The organism is Hydrogenophaga sp. L310 (assembly GCF_055703065.1).
The window spans coordinates 82933-98792 of record NZ_JBVPZA010000011.1; the positions used below are offsets into that span (position 1 = coordinate 82933).

The following is a 15860-nucleotide window of genomic DNA, read 5'->3' on the forward strand; positions in this document are numbered from 1 at the left end:
AGAGGGGGCTTCAATGGATGGGTCGATCCGTCTTCGCGGCCACCGCCCCCCTTGGCTTGCGCATCAGCCGATAGATCACCGGCACCACCAGCATGGACAGCAGCGGTGCGCTGAGCATGCCGCCGACCATCGGCGCGGCGATGCGCTGCATCACCTCGCTGCCCGCGCCCGCGCCCCAGAACAGGGGCAGCAGGCCGGCCACGATCACCGCCACCGTCATCGCCTTGGGGCGCACGCGCAAGACCGCGCCATCGCGGATCGCGTCGAGCAGGTCGGTGTCGGTGTCCCGCCCCTGGTCCAGCCGCGCGGCCCAGGCCTGCTTCAGGTACAGCAGCATGATCACGCCGAACTCGGCCGCCACGCCGGCCAGCGCGATGAAGCCCACCACGCTGGCCACCGACAGGTTGTGCCCCAGCGCCCAGAGCAGCCAGATGCCGCCGATGAGGGCAAAGGGCAGCGTCGCCATGATGAGCAGGGCCTCATCGAGGCGGCGAAAGGTCAGGTACAGCAGCAGGAAGATCACCAGCAGCGTGAACGGCACCACCAGCTTGAGCTGGGCGCTGGCGCGCTCCAGAAACTCGAACTGGCCCGACCACGACACCGAATAGCCGGCCGGCAGAACCACCTTTTCGGTGACGGCCTTTTGCATGTCCAGCACGGCGCCATGCAGGTCGCGGTCGCGGATGTCCACGTAGACGAACCCGGCCAGGCGCGCGTTTTCGCTGCGCAGCATGGGCGGACCGTCGGCGATGCGCAGGCGCGCCACGTCGGCGAGCACGAGCCTCTGGCCACGCGGGGTGACGATGGGCAGCTCGCGCAGGGCGGCGAGCGAGTCGCGCGCGTCGCGCGGGTAACGCAGGTTGATCGGATACCGCTGCAGTCCCTCCACGGTCTCGCCGATGTTCATGCCGCCCACCGCGCCCGAGACCACGTCCTGCACGTCGGCAATGTTCAGACCGTAGCGCGCCGCTTCGTCGCGGCGGATGTCCACGTCGATGAAGCGCCCACCGCTCAGGCGCTCGGCCAGCGCGCTGGTGACACCGGGCACGCCCTTGACCACCGTTTCAATCTGCTGCGTGAGTCGGTTGATGGTGGCCAGGTCGGCGCCGGCCACCTTCACACCCACCGGGCTTTTGATGCCGGTGGCGAGCATGTCGATGCGGTTGCGGATCGGTGGCACCCAGATATTGGCCAGTCCGGGCACACGCACCGTGCGGTCGAGTTCGTCCACCAGTTTGTCTGGCGTCATGCCCGCGCGCCATTGCTCGCGCGGCTTGAACTGGATGGTAGTCTCGAACATCTCCAGCGGCGCCGGGTCGGTGGCGCTGTCGGCGCGGCCGGCCTTGCCGTACACGCTGTGCACCTCGGGCACGGTCTTGATCAGGCGGTCGGTCAGCTGCAGCAGTTCGGCGGCCTTGGCGGCCGACAGGCCGGGCAGCGCGGTCGGCATGTAGAGTAGGTCGCCCTCGTCCATGGGCGGCATGAACTCGGCGCCGATGTGCCGCAGTGGCCAGAGGCTGGCCACCAGCAGCAGCGCGGCCACCAGGAGCGTCCGCTTCGGGCCCTTGAGAACGGCGTCGAGCACCGGCCGGTACAGCGCAATCAGTCCGCGGTTGAGCGGGTTGGCGGTCTCCTCTGGAATGCGCCCGCGCACCAGGTATCCCATCAGCACCGGGATCAGGGTGACCGCCAGACCGGCGGCCGCCGCCATGGCGTAGGTCTTGGTGTAGGCCAGTGGCGCGAACAGCCGCCCCTCCTGCGCCTGCAGGGTAAACACCGGGATGAAGCTCAGGGTGATGATCAGCAGCGAGAAGAACAAGGCGGGGCCGACCTCCGCCGCCGCGTGGCCGATCACTTGCCAGCGTGGCTCGCCATCGAGCGTCTCGCCCGGATGTTCGTGCGCCCAGCGCTCCAGGTGCTTGTGGGCGTTTTCGATCATCACCACCGCGGCGTCCACCATGGCGCCGATGGCAATCGCAATGCCGCCAAGCGACATGATGTTGGCGTTCACGCCCTGCTGCTGCATCACGATGAAGGCCGCCAGAATGCCCAGCGGCAGCGAGACGATGGCCACCAGGGCGCTGCGCAGGTGAAACAGGAACAGCGCGCACACCAGGGCGACCACACCAAACTCCTCCAGCAGCTTGATGCCCAGGTTGCTGGCTGCGCGTTTGATCAGGCCGGAGCGGTCGTACACGGGCACGATCTCCACCCCCTCGGGCAGGCCACGCTGCAGCTCCGCCAGCCGTGCCTTGACCGCTTCAATGGTCTGCAAGGCGTTCTTGCCCGAGCGCATGATCACCACCCCGCCGACCGCTTCGCCTTCGCCGTTGAGTTCACCGATGCCGCGCCGCATCTCGGGCCCGACCTGCACGCGCGCCACGTCGCCCAGCCGCACCGACACACCGGCATCGGTGGTCTTCAGGGGCAGCGCCCGGAAGTTGTCCAGGGTTTTCAGGTAACCGTTGGCGCGCACCGCGTATTCGGCCTCGCCGAGCTCCAGCACCGAGCCGCCGGCCTCCTGGTTGCCGCGTGCCACGGCCTCGCTCACCATCTGCTGCGTGATGCCGTAGGCCGCCAGTTGGTTGGGGTCGAGCACGATCTGGTGCTGACGCACCATGCCGCCGATGCTGGCGACCTCGGCCACGTCGGGCACCGTCTTGAGCTCGAAGCGCAGGAACCAGTCTTGCAGCGAGCGCAACTGGGCCAGGTCCTGCCGCCCGGTGCGGTCGATCAGCGCGTACTGGTAGATCCAGCCCACGCCCGTCGCGTCGGGGCCGAGCGACGATTTCGCCGTGGCCGGCAGCCGGGACTGCACCTGGTTCAGGTATTCGAGCACCCGCGAGCGCGCCCAGTACAGGTCCACGCCGTCGTCGAACAGCACGTAGACAAAGCTGTCGCCAAACATGGAGAACCCGCGCACCGCCTTGGCGCCAGGCACCGAGAGCATGGTGGTGGTCAGCGGGTAGGTGACCTGGTTCTCCACCAGCTGCGGCGCCTGCCCGGGCCAGCTGGTGCGGATGATGACCTGCGTGTCCGACAGGTCGGGCAGCGCATCCAGCGGCGTGCGCAGCATCGACACCACGCCCCAGGCTGTGATCATCACCGTGGCCATCAGAACCAGGAAGCGGTTGGCGATGCTCCAGTGAATCAGGCGCGCGATCATCGTTGCGCTCCGGTGGCCGCGGGTTCGATGCGCGTGATCTGCGGCACGTCGCCGTCGCGCATCTCAAATTCGATGTGCACCGCGCTGCCCGCAGACAGGTTCTTGGGCCGCTGGTCGGCCGGGGGCAACTGGAAATCCATGCTCATGGCCGGCCATTTGAGGGCCGGTATGGCCGGGTGTTGCAAGGTCACGGTGTCGCCGTCCACCGCTTCGACCAGGGCATCCGTCTGGTGGGTCGTGGGCAGGCTGGCCGCTGGTTTTTCGGAAGCAGCCTCTGGCGCCGGGCTCAGCCGCGCCAGCAAGCCGTTGAGGCTGGCCTCGGAGTCGATCAGGAACTGGCCCGAACGCACGACTTTTTGCCCGGCTTGCAGACCGTGCAGGATCTCGGTCTGGTCCCCCGCCTCGCGCCCGGTGCGCACCTCGACCGGGGAGAAGCGGCCATCGCCCTCGGCCAGCATCACCACGCTGCGCTGGCCGGTGTGGATCACCGCGTCGCTGGGCAGCAGCAAGACGTTTTTGGTGCTGGGGTTGGCGAAGCGCATCTGCACAAACATGCCCGGCACCAGCCGGCCCTGGGGGTTGGCGAGTTCGAGCCGCGCCTTGATCGTGCGCGTGGCCGGGTCGACCGAGGGCAGCAGCGCCTGCAGGCGACCCGTGAAGGTCTGGCCTGGGGCGGCCGGACTGGTGGCGCTGACCTCGGCACCGGGCTGGAGCTGGGCGGCCTGGCTCTCCGGCACCTGGCCTTCGGCCCAAACCGTGCCCGTGCCCTGCAGCCGCAGCAGCGCCATGCCCGGCATCACGGTCGCGCCTTCGCTCACCATCAGTTCCGTGACCACGCCGGCGAGAGGCGCGGTGAGCGTGAAGCGGGGCTGCAGGCTGCCGCTGCGCACCACGCGCTGAATCTGGGCGGGGCTCATGCCCGCCTGGCGCATGCGCTGTGCGGCGGCGTCGCGCAGAGCCTGCAACTGGGGGTCCTGTTCGGCCATGCGGGCCACCGCCAGATACTCTTCCTGCGCCGCCACCCAGCTGGGCACGTAGATGTCGGCCAGCGGCGCACCCTGTGCCACGCGGTCCTGCGTGGCGCGCACGTGCAGGCGTTCGACGAAGCCCAGCGACCGTGCACTGACCAGCACCTGGTCGCGTTCGTTCCAGGCCACGTTGCCGGCCACCGACACCGCACTGTCCAGCCGGCCTTCGGTCACTTCCACCGTGCGCAGCCCGAGGTTTTGCTGCGTGCGGGCACTCACGGTGACGCCACCGGTGTCGGCTGCGTTGCCACCGGCGTAGCGGGGCACCAGCAGCATGTCCATGAAGGGCGACTTGCCGGGTGCGTCGAAGTTCTTGCCCGGCACCATGGGGTCGTGGTAGTTGAGGATTCTCAGCCCGGTCACCGGGTCCACGTCTCCGGCCTTCAGTCCGTCGCGCATGTGGCGCTCGGTGGCTTCGAAACCTTGCGTGATGGTCCAGGCGCCGGGGTCCTGTGTTGATGGGGTGGCCCCATTGGTGCCGGTGGAAGCACCCTGGGGCATGGCCATGGACATGCCGGCGTTCATGCCGACGGTCCAGGCACCGTAACCCACGGCGCTCAAGGTGGCCAGGGCGACAGCCGTCAGCCCGATCCAGTTGGATGTTTTCATGGGGTCAGTCCTTTTGGGTTGCGGCTGCAGTCGGGGCGAGGGGCGCGGCATCTGTGGGTGAAGCGTCGGGCAGGAGGTACGCCAGCCGGGCCCATAGGCGGGCGGTCGAGAGGTGCAGATCGACGCGCTCCATCTCCAGGGCCAGCGCCATGCGCCTTGCGGCGAGCACGTCGCTCAGCCTGGCGTTGCCGCCGCGGTAGGCCGCCTGTGCCAGGTCCACGCGCTGGCGCGCCCAAGGCAGGCGCTCGCGGTCGATCAGAGTCACTTGTTCCAGACCGGCCCGCCAGGCGGCCAGCCAGCGCTCGGTCTCGGCGAGTGCCTCGCGCGCCCGCTCTTCTCGCTCGGCCTGCAGTTCGTTCACGCGCGCCAGGCGCGCGGCCAGCAGGCGGTCCTGGCGCTGCGGCCGGTCCCATTGCAGCGGCACCGACACCGCGAGCGAGACCATGTTGTCGTAGCGCGGGCGCCGGTGGCTGAACATCAGCTCGCCGCTCCAGTCGGGCTGGCGATCCTGTCGCGCCAGCTCGGCGTCGGCCTCGGCGGTGGCCAGACGTGCGCTCGCCAGCGCCAGGTCCGGGTGTTGCTGCAGCTGGGGCGCGAAGCCATTGGCCGACAGCGCCAAGGAGGTCAGCGCGGGCGCATCGCCCAAGGGTTGATCGGGGGTGGTTCCGGTCCAGCGGGCCAGCGCCTGGCGCGCGTTGACCAGCCCGGCTTCGGCACCGAGCAGGGCTTGCTGCGCCTGGGCGACCGCGTCGCGCGCATTCAACCAGTCCACCGACGGGCTGTTGGTGCCCCCGGGCAGTGCGCCGCGGGTGGCCGCTTCAGCCGCCTGCAGCTGCAGGCGGGTTTCGTTCAGTAACGCACGCAGCAAAGACACCCGCTGTTCCTGGGCGTGCCTTTCAAACCAGGCGACCGCGGTGTCGCGCCGCAGGCTGGCTGCGCGCTGTGCCCGTGTGGCCATGGCCACGTCGGCTTCGCGCTCGAAACGTTGCGAGCGGGCCTGGCGCTTGCTCTCGGCGGGGAACGCCTGCATCAGCGAGACGGCTTTGCTGGTCATGGGCTCGCTCGATGTGCTGAAGCGGTTGTCGCCCTCGATGGGCAGGCTGTTGAGGGAAAACCGCAACACCGGGTCCGGACGCTGCCCCGCCGCTGCGGCGGTCTCCCGCGCCGAGCGGGCTGCGGCATCCTGGGCACTGAGGGCCTGCGAGCGCGCCAGCGCGGCTTGCACGGCCCCTGCAAGACCGAGCGGTTCGATGTCCGAGGCCAGGCCGGGCATTGGCACGCCCAGCATCAAGGCGATCAGCAGGGCTGTGGTGTTGACGATGCGGTTGGGCGCCATGGCGCGAACCACCGGGCTCGCGGGCCGGCTCATGGCCATTGGAAGGGCTGACATATCTCTGCTCCATGAAGATGAACATGGGCTGCGCACGACACAGGCGGGCAGCCACGTCACGGACGGCGCGCCAGCCTCAGCAGCGGCGCGCGGTCCGGATCAACGGAGTCAGAGGGTGGGGGGGCGCCAGACGCTGGCGGGAGCGCCGCGCGGTGGCGTGGGTGTAGCGGTCACGAGCAGCAAGCTCGTCGGCAGGGCCTGAACGATGGGCTGCAAGGGCGTTGTGAGCCAGCCGGTGGGCGCCTGGCATTCCTGGCCGGTTTTGCAGAGTTTGCCAGTGAGCGTGGCGGTCGCCGCGTCATTGCAGCAGTCAGCGAGGTCGGCCATCGCTTCGCTGGTGTCGTCGGCGTGCATCGCCACCATGTCGCCCATGGGGCAAGGCGCTTGCACCACCGCGCCCGCAGCCCAGCCCTGGAGCGGGATGGCCAGGCAGAGCAGGATGGCGATGAACAGACGCATGGGCGGATTCTAGGTGGGCGTTGCGGACGCAGAGCGCTTTTTTGCGTAGGCGATCAGGGAAAGGTATCTCCGTGCTCAGCGACGGCGCCAGACAACCACCGCAATGATCAACATCGCCAGGTAGTTGGCGACCATGAACCACGGCGTGTTCCAGGCGATGCCGTCAAAACCCCAATAGGTCACAGGGTAAAAAACGGGGGATGGATAGAAGTCTGCGGAATGCGTGAACACATCGATCAGGATGTGCGACCACCAGCCCAACAAGGGCATCCAGAAACGGCCCAGCCACACCCAGCTGATGGCGGTGACCACACCGGCCACCAGGGCGCTGTGCATCACACAATGCAGGTGGTGGGTGAGTTCCGTGACGACCGGAGACAGCGCAGGCTCATACCCCGGCAGAGCGTTGGCGTAAGCCAGCAGGACCGTCCAGCCGTCGGGCGAGAACAGTGCCAGATAAACCAAAGGCAACAACTGTGCAAGGTCGGGCACCACAGCCAGACCCACCGCCAGCACCGCGGTTCGGCGGTCCAGGCGCCGATGCCGATGCATCCAGGCGGCACCGACGCCCACCCACAGACCGTGTGCCAGGATGTCCACGGTCAAGGGTCCGTGTGTGACGCGCCCGGCTGGATTTTGGCCGCCCGCAAGCGCAGGGCATTGCCAATGACCGAAACCGAACTCAGGCTCATGGCCAGCGCGGCGATCATCGGTGAGAGCAGCCAGCCGGTGAACGGATACAGAAGACCCGCGGCAAGCGGAATGCCCAGCGCGTTGTACATGAATGCAAACGCCAGGTTCTGTTTCATGTTGGCCACGGTGGCCACCGAGAGGTCGCGCGCCGTGGCGATGCCGCGCAAGTCCCCCTTCACCAGCGTGAGCTGGGCGCTGTTCATGGCCACGTCGGTACCGGTGCCCATGGCGATACCGACATCGGCTCGCGCCAGCGCCGGTGCGTCGTTGATGCCGTCGCCCGCCATCGCCACCACGCGGCCCTCGGACTGGAGGCGTTCGACCAGCTTGAGTTTGTCGGCGGGTTTGACCTCGCCATGCACCTCATCGATGCCAAGGCGCTGGCCCACGGCGCGCGCGGTGGTCAGGCCGTCGCCCGTGGCCATCACCACGCGGATGTTGGCCTCGCGCAGTGAGGCCAGGGCATCGGCCGTGGTGGCCTTGACCGGGTCCGACACCGCCAGCAGACCGGCCAGGGTCCGGTCCACCGCCAGGTGCATGACACTGGCCCCCTGCCCTCGCAGCGCTTCGGCTTCGGTGGCCAGCGGCGACACATCCACCCCGAGCTGCTGCATCAGCGCGGTGTTGCCCAGCGCCAGTCGCTGCGAACCCACGACACCCTGCACACCGATGCCGGATTCGGAATCGAACTGCTCGGGCTTGTCCAGCACCAGCCCCTGCTGTTTCGCGGCGGCCACGATGGCGGCAGCCAGCGGATGTTCGCTGCCCTGATCGAGGCTGGCCGCCAGGCGCAACACCTCGTTCTCTGAAAACCCACCGAAGCCGATCGACCGCTCGAAGGTCGGCCGCCCTTCGGTCAGGGTGCCGGTCTTGTCCACGATCAGGGTGTCCACCTTGCGCAGGTTCTCGATGGCGGCGGCGTCTCGGAACAACACACCATGCGTGGCGCCCCGCCCCGTCGCCACCATGATGGACATGGGCGTGGCCAGGCCGAGCGCACACGGGCAGGCAATGATCAGCACGGCCACCGCGTTGATCAGGGCATAGACCCAGCTCGGCTCGGGCCCGAACAGGCCCCAGCCCAGGAAGGTGAGCAGGGCGGCGCCCACCACGCCGACCACGAAGTAACCCGCCACCTGGTCGGCCATGCGCTGCATGGGTGCGCGCGAGCGCTGCGCCATGGCCACCATCTGCACGATCTGCGCCAGCACGGTGGCCGAGCCCACGTGTTCGGAGCGCATCACCAGCGCGCCGCTGGTGTTGAGCGTGGCGCCGATCAGCTTGTCGCCCACCCGTTTCGTGACCGGTAGCGGCTCGCCGGTGAGCATGGACTCGTCAAGTGCGCTGCTGCCCTCGACCACGGTACCGTCCACCGGCACTTTCTCGCCGGGTCGCACACGCAGCAGATCACCCACGTGCACGTGGCCCAGCGGCACGTCTTCTTCCTGGCCGTCGGCGCCGATGCGGCGCGCGGTCTTGGGCGCCAGGCCCAGCAGGGAACGGATCGCCGCCGAGGTCTGCGAACGCGCCTTGAGCTCCAGCAATTGCCCCAGCAAGGTGAGCGAGATGATCACCGCAGCCGCTTCGAAGTACACCGCCACGCGCCCCATCGAAAGAAACGAATCGGGGAACACCTGCGGGGCCACCGTGGCCACCACGCTGTACACAAAGGCCGCACCCGTTCCCAGACTGATGAGGGTCCACATGTTGGGGCTGCGGTTCATGATCGACTGCGCGCCGCGCACGAAGAAGGGCCAGCCCGCCCACAACACGATCGGCACCGAGAGCACGAGTTCGATCCAGCTCTGCACCGCCATGTCGAACCAGCCCAGGCTGTGGCCGAACATGGCCAGCACGGTCACCACGACGGTGAGCGGCAGGGTCCACCAGAAGCGGCGCTGGAAGTCCCTGAGTTCGGGGTTCTCCTGTTCCTCCAGCTCGGGCAGCAAGGGCTCCAGCGTCATGCCGCACTTGGGGCAGTTGCCGGGGTGGTCCTGCCGGATCTCCGGGTGCATGGGGCAGGTGTAGATCGTGCCGGCCACCGCAGGGGCCTGTTCCTGCGGCGGCGCCGGGGCGAGGTATTGCAGCGGGTTCGCCGCGAACTTGCCCTGGCACTTCGCGCTGCAGAAAAAGAAGGTCCGGCCTTCGTGCACCGCCTGGTGAACCGATTGTTCGGTGACGGCCATGCCGCACACGGGGACCTTCAGCGCCGCCGGATCGGTCTGGTTGTCAAGGGAATGCCCGGCCGGGTGCCGGTGCGCTGTCATATCCATGGCGTTCTCCTTCCTGGCCACGGCACACCAGGGCGACCCGATGGCTTGGCCCCGTTTGTTTTTCAAGGACTCACGCTGATCCCGTTGGGTCCGGCGCCCACCGCGACGGTGGCAACGGACTTGCGTGTCTGCACATCAATGACCGACACGGTGTTCGCATAGAGATTGGTCACATAGGCATGGCGTCCATCGTTGCCCACCACCACGCCGTGGGCGCCATTGCCCGTGCGGATGCGCTGCGTGCTGAAGGTCGAGAGATCGATCACGCTCACAGTATTGCCGGGGCTCTTGCGGCTGCCCTGATTGGCCACAAAGAGGAAGCGGTTGTCGGGTGTCGCATAAAGCTGGATCGGCACATTGCCGACCCGAACCTTGCGGATCACCTTGCGGCTGGCCGGGTCGATGACGGCCACGCTGGCCTCTTGCGACAAGGACACGAAGGCCCGTTGGCCATCAGCGGTGAATCCCACCTGGGCTGGGCCTTTACCTACCGCGATCCGGCTGATTTCCTTGCGGCTTTCCGTATCGATGACCGACACCGTTCCGCCCTTCAGGTTCGCGACATACGCCTGCTTGCCATCCGGGCTCAGCCGGATGCCGTGAGGAAATGCACCGGCAGGAATGGTGTCGACGACCTTGAGCAATGTGGTATCCACCACGCTGAGGGTGTTGTCGCCGCCGTTGGTGACATAGGCCCAGCGGCTGTCGGCAGACACCACCACATGGGCCGGATGTTTGCCGACCACCACCCGGGCGACCACCTCGTCGGTAGCGGTGTCGATGGCCCAGACTTCGCCCGCGTCCGCCATGGCGCCGTGTTCGGCGGTCGACATGCCCGCATGGGCCATGCCGGCAGTGGCGGATTTTGGGGTGCCGTTGTTGGTGACCCACGCCAGTTTTCCATCGGGTGACACCTGGACGTTGTGCGCTCCCGCACCCACCGCAATGTGCCGAGTGACCTTGAAGGTTTCGGCGTTGATCACGCTGACGGTACCAGCCCCTTCATTGGCCACGAATATCTTGCGATCGGCGGCGTAGGTGGACAGGCTGCCGACCAGAAGCAGTGCGGGCAGGAAGGCCTGCATCCAGGCCAAATATTTGGGTTTCACAGGTGTCTCCGGGTGGAAGGATTGCTGTCGCTTCAGGTTCATGGGTGAGCGTCCGGCACTGCCTGACGTTGTCAGCGTGTCAAATGGCTTTTCAGGCTTTCACCGTGTAACACAACATCATTCCCGCTTCTGCGTGTTCCAGCGTTTGGCAGTGAAAGACGTAGTCCTGATCACCCGCGTGCGGGTGGGCGAAGTCGATGGCAACCCGCGCCGATTCGCCGGGCCACACGTGCACGGTGTCGATGACACCCTGATCCTGTCACCCAGTTTTCGCAGGCACCGCGTTGCACGCTCAATTCCGCCATTGCCCGTCAGTTGCCGGCGGGTGGGGTGGCTGCGGCCGGCATGCGCTGCATCATCATGTCCATCATGGACTGCATCATGTCCATGCGTATTTCCATCATCTGTTGACGCTGTGCGGGGTCTGCTGGCGCGGCACCCGGGGCGCCCATGCCGGGCATGCTGCCCATCGCATTCATGCCTTTCATCATGTCCATGCCCTCGTGCATGGCCTTCGAGTGATCGGCCATCAGGGCTTGGCGTTCGGCCGGGGTCTGGGCGGCTGCCATCCTGGCGTGCAGTGCCTGCATGGTGGCCATGTGCTGCTGCATGTGTTGTTGCATCTGCGGCATCGAAGCCATGCCCATGGGCATGCCCGCCTGCGGTGCAACGGCGGTCGAGGGTGCGGGGGTCGCCGTTGCAGCAGGATGGTGCTGGTTGTGCTCAGCGGCTTGCTGCGCTGAAGCAGAGAACGTCACACCCGTGACGACGACCATCAGCAGGGTGGGGATCCACTTGGACATGTCAAATTCCTTTCATGACGGGCCTCTGGCGGGATTGCCAGAGCAGGCTTGGAGGTGATCGGCATCCCATGTGATGCGCCGGTCCCTGATGCCATGCCATCAATGTAGGTATCGGCCGGGGTCGGCAAGATGACCCGAAGATGACAAAAAAGTCAGGATCAGCGCTGCGCCGCCTGGTTCGCCTGGCGGTTGATGGCGTCGTGGTGGGCCTGGATGTCGGACGACCACCGGGACTTGATCCAGGACAGGACGGCCACGATGTCGGCGTCGCTGAGCGAATCGCCAAAGGTCGGCATGCTGGAGACGTAGTCCGGCAAGCCTGCGGCCTTGGCCACGCCGTCTCGGGTGATCCGGATCAGGAGCTCGTCAGGGTGGTGCCAGGTGTGACCACTCTCGTCATGGGGTGGCGCTGGAAGGCGCCCGTCGGCCCCCCGCTCCCGCCAGTTCGCCTGCCCTTCCAGGTTCGCGCCATGACAACTGGCGCACTGTGCCTGGTAGATCTGCGCTCCCCGTTGGAGCATCACCGGGTCATCCAGGCGAAGCACGCCTGGTGGGTTCGACCCGAATGGATCGGTGAATCGCCACCAGAAAAAGGCCGCAGCCACCCCTGCCAGTGCAAGGCCGGCTGCAGCCCAACGGAGGGACCGGGAACGCAGGATCACTTCGCGGGCTGGATGTCGGTCACCATCATCTGACCGTTCTCGTTGGTGGCCATGAACTGGACCTTGGCACCGACGGCGGTCTTGTCCAGCAGGGCCTTGTCCTTGACCACGAAGACCATGGTCATGCCGGGCATGTCCATGTGCTTGATGTCACCGTGCTTGATGGTGATCTTGCCCGCGTCCTTGTCGATCTTGCGGACTTCGCCATCGGTCATGCCGGGCGCTGCCGCCATGCCCATTTTTCCATGGTCCATGTTCATCTGAGCGAATGCGGGACTTCCGAGAAGGGATGCGAGGGTCAAGGCAGCTGCGCCCAGAACCCGTTGTACGTTTGTCATTGATAGCTCCTGAAATGGTGAGATGAAACTGTGCCGGATGCACGACGCCCTTACTTGGCCGCCACCTTGACCTGGCCCTTCATGCCGGCGTCGAAGTGACCCACGTGCAGACAGGCGAAGTCGACGGGGCCCGCCTGGGTGAACTGCCAGATCACCTCACCCTGTTTGCCGGGAGCGAGTGAAATCTTGTTGGGCTCATCGTGTTCCATGTCGGGAAATTTCTTCATCACCTCGTAGTGCTCCAGCAGCTCTTGCGGTGTCCCCAGGCTGAACTCGTGTTTGACGCTGTCGGTGTTCTTCAGCACGAAGCGGATCGTTTCGCCTTGCTTGACCCGGATGTCCGAGGGCTTGAACCGCATGCCGCTGCTCATGTCGACCTGGATCGTGCGAGTGACCTTCGTTGCCACACCGGGCTTTCCAATCGGAGACTCGTGGTGCCCGCCGGCGTGGTTGCCGGCGGCCGTTGCTGCCGTGGTGGCCAGCAAAACGCCAGAGAAAAACAGCGCAGAGCGAAAAGACAGGATGGATCGGGAAAATGTCATGGGACTTCTTTCAAGTGAGGGTCTGACAACGGGGAAGCGGAAGGAAAACAGGGGAAAGGCGCCGGGCAAGCGGTTCCAACCCAGAGACACCGTGGAACCGGCTTTGCCGGGCCACTGGTGTCGTCCCCCTGGGGGGAAGACGCGAAGCGGCGCAGGGGGGTATTCACTTCAATGCGACATGCCTTTGGCGGTGGGCTTGATCGCCTTGGCGGTCGCGGGTGTCGTGTCGCTGCTGGCCGCGGGGCGCGGCGCCGGAGGGGGAACACCGTTCCATTCGTAAGCCACGGTGCCTTCTGGAAACTTGTACGGACCCGGGTCCTTGTAGTCGCCCGGCTGCTGATCCTTGCGGACCTTGAAGACCGTGAACATGCCGCCCATCTCCAGCGGGCCGAACTGCCCGGTGCCGGTCATCATGGGGGCCGTGTTGTCGGGAATGGCCATCTGCATCTCGCCCATGTCGGCCATGCCGCGCTCGCCCATCATCATGTAGTCGGGTGCGACCTTCTGGATCTTCTTGACCAGGCCGCGGTGGTCCACGCCGATCATGGTCGGCACGTCGTGGCCCATGGCGTTCATGGTGTGGTGGCTCTTGTGGCAGTGCATGGCCCAGTCGCCTTCTTCGTCGGCAATCAGCTCGATCTGGCGCATCTGCCCCACGGCCACATCGGTGGTGACTTCGTACCAGCGCGTGCTGGGCGGGGTCGGGCCGCCGTCGGTGCCCGTGACCAGAAACTCGTGCCCATGCAGGTGGATCGGGTGGTTGGTCATGGTGAGGTTGCCGATGCGGATGCGCACGCGGTCGTTCAGGCGCACGTTCAGGGTGTCGATGGCCGGAAACACCCGGCTGTTCCAGCACCAGATGTTGAAGTCCGTCATGGTGTTGATCTTCGGCGTCTTGCTGCCAGGCTCCACGTCAAACGCATTGAGCAGGAAGCAGAAGTCCCGGTCCACGGCGCTGATGTGCGGGTGCCTGGTCTTGGGGTGGGTCACCCACATGCCCATCATGCCCATGGCCATCTGCACCATCTCGTCGGCGTGGGGGTGGTACATGAAGGTGCCGGGGCGGCGCGCTTCAAATTCGTAGACGTAGGTCTTGCCCACGGGGATGGCCCGCTGGGTGAGCCCGCCCACGCCGTCCATGCCGCTGGGCAGCCGCTGGCCATGCCAGTGGATGGTGGTGTGCTCGGGCAGCTTGTTGGTCACGAAGATGCGCACGCGGTCGCCTTCGACCACCTCGATGGTGGGTCCCGGGCTCTGGCCGTTGTAACCCCACATGTTCACCTTGAAGCCCGGTGACACCTCGCGCACCACGGGCTCGGCCACCAGGTGGAATTCCTTGACGCCATCGTTCATGCGCCAGGGCAAGGTCCAGCCGTTGAGGGTCACCACGGGGTTGTACGGCCGGCCGGTCGTGGGAACGAGTGGGGGCGCGGTCTCGACGGAGGTCTGGATGACGGGCTCGGGCAAACCCGCCAGCGCGGAGCGGGTCACGGCCAGGCCGGCCACGGACGCGGCGGCGCCTGCGAAAAACTGTCGTCTGGAGTTGGTGCTTGTCATGTGTTGTGTCCTTTCAATGTCCTGCTGCAGCGGGGGTATCTCCACCCACTCCACCCAACGAGACGAAGCTGTCGGGCTCTCCACCCTGCAAGACCCACTGAAGATCGGTCTCAGCGATCCAGAAGTCGCGTTGCGCGCCGATGGCATCCACCGTGGCTTGTGACTGGTTGCGAACTTCGTCCAGCAGGTCCCAGACGCTCTTGAGCATGCCGTTGTAGTGAAGGACCGTTTCTTCGGTGATGAACTCACGGGTTTTCAGGACATCCCCCTGGCTGTCGAGCGCCAGCGCATGGGCGGCCATGTAGGCGTTCATGGCCCCTTTGGACAGCGCCCGGTTGCGGAGGCTTTCTGCGGCAGGCAACTGGTTGCGAATCGCATCGGCGCGCTTTTGCAGATCGGCCTCGGCCATGGGCTTCGCCGGGATGGCTGGAAGTTGGTCCGGGAGCGAAAAGGCCTCCTGAAGGCCCGTTTGCCCCATGGTCTTGACCAGATGGCTTTGGGCCTGGGCGGCGACTTGCTGCGCACGCCGGAGATTCATGCGGGCGGTCGTTGCGGCCAGTTGAACGGGCGACAGCTGCAACTGGCTCCAGTTGCCCACCGTCACCATGCGCTGTCCCAGCTCATGGGCGGCCTGGGCAGCTTCCAGCATGTCGCGCTGGTGCTTCAAGACCTGCTGAGCCGCCACGGCCTCAACCCAGGCCTTGCGCCCCGCTGCAGCCACCTCCAGCACCTCGCCGGCATCCTCGACGCGACGCTGCAGGCTGGGATCGAGCTCTATCGAGCGGCCCTCAGCGATCAATTGCACGTTCTTTGAACCCAGTTTCGACAACGGACGGGCCAGTTCGCGATGCACCGTCCAGGCCATGCGAACCGCGGCCTCTGCGTTAGGGATGGCGACACCCGTGGCGCTGACTGGCGCCGTGGTCGATGCACCCGGATGGGCCTGCTCCCACTTGAGCACGTCGGCATGACCCCGTTTGAGCGCGCCCACCGCGTCGTTGGCCCGGCGCCAGTCGGATTCTTGTGAAGGGCTGGCCGTCTGCGCGGAGAGCGCAAACGGCAGGGCCAGGACGCCCGCCACCAGCAGTTGGCTCGTGGCTCGGTTGTTAAACGAAGATCTCACTGCAGTTGCTCCTTTTTGATATAGATCAAACGGGGCGAATTCTGCGGGTGGTCGTCCGTCAACTCCCTGTCGGGTTGATTACAAAACTGTCATTTTTCTCCGCCCGGC

Annotated in this window: 14 protein-coding genes; all 14 read right to left on the minus strand. The window is 66.3% G+C overall.

All coding sequences use genetic code 11. The annotated features are described in order from the left end of the window. Window positions 1-10: 10 nt before the first annotated feature. The 14 genes from AC0GNO_RS17690 to AC0GNO_RS17755 all read right to left on the minus strand — a co-directional run bounded on the left by AC0GNO_RS17690 (window position 11) and on the right by AC0GNO_RS17755 (window position 15752). Window positions 11-3166 carry an efflux RND transporter permease subunit gene (locus AC0GNO_RS17690; RefSeq protein ID WP_472904889.1) on the minus strand — a complete coding sequence of 1052 codons (3156 nt, stop codon included), beginning with the start codon at window positions 3164-3166 and terminating at the stop codon, window positions 11-13. Then, window positions 3163-4803 carry an efflux RND transporter periplasmic adaptor subunit gene (locus AC0GNO_RS17695; protein ID WP_472904890.1) on the minus strand — a complete coding sequence of 547 codons (1641 nt, stop codon included), beginning with the start codon at window positions 4801-4803 and terminating at the stop codon, window positions 3163-3165. The genes AC0GNO_RS17690 and AC0GNO_RS17695 overlap by 4 nt, the downstream gene beginning before the upstream one ends. Before the next feature lie 4 nt (window positions 4804-4807). Then, window positions 4808-6193 (minus strand): TolC family protein, encoded by a 1386-nt coding sequence (locus AC0GNO_RS17700; protein ID WP_472904891.1) that lies wholly within the window; start codon window positions 6191-6193, stop codon window positions 4808-4810. A 108-nt stretch (window positions 6194-6301) separates the two neighbouring features. Next, window positions 6302-6652 (minus strand): hypothetical protein, encoded by a 351-nt coding sequence (locus AC0GNO_RS17705; protein WP_472904892.1) that lies wholly within the window; start codon window positions 6650-6652, stop codon window positions 6302-6304. Between the two features lie 75 nt (window positions 6653-6727). Next, window positions 6728-7252 (minus strand): hypothetical protein, encoded by a 525-nt coding sequence (locus tag AC0GNO_RS17710; RefSeq protein WP_472904893.1) that lies wholly within the window; start codon window positions 7250-7252, stop codon window positions 6728-6730. Between the two features lie 2 nt (window positions 7253-7254). Beyond that, window positions 7255-9618, minus strand: coding sequence for a heavy metal translocating P-type ATPase (locus AC0GNO_RS17715; RefSeq protein ID WP_472904894.1), 2364 nt, complete (start codon window positions 9616-9618; stop codon window positions 7255-7257). 62 nt (window positions 9619-9680) lie between these two features. After that, the gene (locus AC0GNO_RS17720; protein WP_472904895.1) at window positions 9681-10769 is read right to left on the minus strand and encodes a YVTN family beta-propeller repeat protein; all 1089 of its coding nucleotides are present in this window, start codon (window positions 10767-10769) and stop codon (window positions 9681-9683) included. A 49-nt stretch (window positions 10770-10818) separates the two neighbouring features. After that, entirely contained in the window at window positions 10819-10971 is a 153-nt protein-coding gene (locus tag AC0GNO_RS17725; protein ID WP_472904950.1) for a multicopper oxidase domain-containing protein, read from the minus strand. 67 nt (window positions 10972-11038) lie between these two features. Then, a complete protein-coding gene (locus tag AC0GNO_RS17730) occupies window positions 11039-11530 on the minus strand; it encodes a hypothetical protein (protein WP_472904896.1) in 492 nt (163 codons plus the stop codon). Between the two features lie 158 nt (window positions 11531-11688). Next, window positions 11689-12051 (minus strand): c-type cytochrome, encoded by a 363-nt coding sequence (locus tag AC0GNO_RS17735; protein ID WP_472904897.1) that lies wholly within the window; start codon window positions 12049-12051, stop codon window positions 11689-11691. A 137-nt stretch (window positions 12052-12188) separates the two neighbouring features. Then, window positions 12189-12530 (minus strand): copper-binding protein, encoded by a 342-nt coding sequence (locus AC0GNO_RS17740; protein ID WP_472904898.1) that lies wholly within the window; start codon window positions 12528-12530, stop codon window positions 12189-12191. A 50-nt stretch (window positions 12531-12580) separates the two neighbouring features. Then, entirely contained in the window at window positions 12581-13072 is a 492-nt protein-coding gene (locus AC0GNO_RS17745; protein WP_472904899.1) for a cupredoxin domain-containing protein, read from the minus strand. 168 nt (window positions 13073-13240) lie between these two features. Next, complete coding sequence (locus tag AC0GNO_RS17750; protein ID WP_472904900.1) at window positions 13241-14629, minus strand: multicopper oxidase family protein; 1389 nt, start codon at window positions 14627-14629, stop codon at window positions 13241-13243. Window positions 14630-14642: 13 nt separating this feature from the next. Beyond that, entirely contained in the window at window positions 14643-15752 is a 1110-nt protein-coding gene (locus AC0GNO_RS17755) for a TolC family protein (protein WP_472904901.1), read from the minus strand. Window positions 15753-15860: the final 108 nt, after the last annotated feature.

What these genes read in the sequence shown, in the direction of transcription:
- AC0GNO_RS17745 (WP_472904899.1), bottom strand. Translation starts at nt 13,072, where the DNA reads ATGACATTTTCCCGATCCATCCTGTCTTTTCGCTCTGCGCTGTTTTTC.
- AC0GNO_RS17730 (WP_472904896.1), bottom strand. Translation starts at nt 11,530, where the DNA reads ATGTCCAAGTGGATCCCCACCCTGCTGATGGTCGTCGTCACGGGTGTG.
- AC0GNO_RS17720 (WP_472904895.1), bottom strand. Translation starts at nt 10,769, where the DNA reads ATGAACCTGAAGCGACAGCAATCCTTCCACCCGGAGACACCTGTGAAA.
- AC0GNO_RS17700 (WP_472904891.1), bottom strand. Translation starts at nt 6,193, where the DNA reads ATGTCAGCCCTTCCAATGGCCATGAGCCGGCCCGCGAGCCCGGTGGTT.
- AC0GNO_RS17715 (WP_472904894.1), bottom strand. Translation starts at nt 9,618, where the DNA reads ATGGATATGACAGCGCACCGGCACCCGGCCGGGCATTCCCTTGACAAC.
- AC0GNO_RS17740 (WP_472904898.1), bottom strand. Translation starts at nt 12,530, where the DNA reads ATGACAAACGTACAACGGGTTCTGGGCGCAGCTGCCTTGACCCTCGCA.
- AC0GNO_RS17735 (WP_472904897.1), bottom strand. Translation starts at nt 12,051, where the DNA reads ATGCTCCAACGGGGAGCGCAGATCTACCAGGCACAGTGCGCCAGTTGT.
- AC0GNO_RS17695 (WP_472904890.1), bottom strand. Translation starts at nt 4,803, where the DNA reads ATGAAAACATCCAACTGGATCGGGCTGACGGCTGTCGCCCTGGCCACC.
- AC0GNO_RS17750 (WP_472904900.1), bottom strand. Translation starts at nt 14,629, where the DNA reads ATGACAAGCACCAACTCCAGACGACAGTTTTTCGCAGGCGCCGCCGCG.
- AC0GNO_RS17690 (WP_472904889.1), bottom strand. Translation starts at nt 3,166, where the DNA reads ATGATCGCGCGCCTGATTCACTGGAGCATCGCCAACCGCTTCCTGGTT.
- AC0GNO_RS17705 (WP_472904892.1), bottom strand. Translation starts at nt 6,652, where the DNA reads ATGCGTCTGTTCATCGCCATCCTGCTCTGCCTGGCCATCCCGCTCCAG.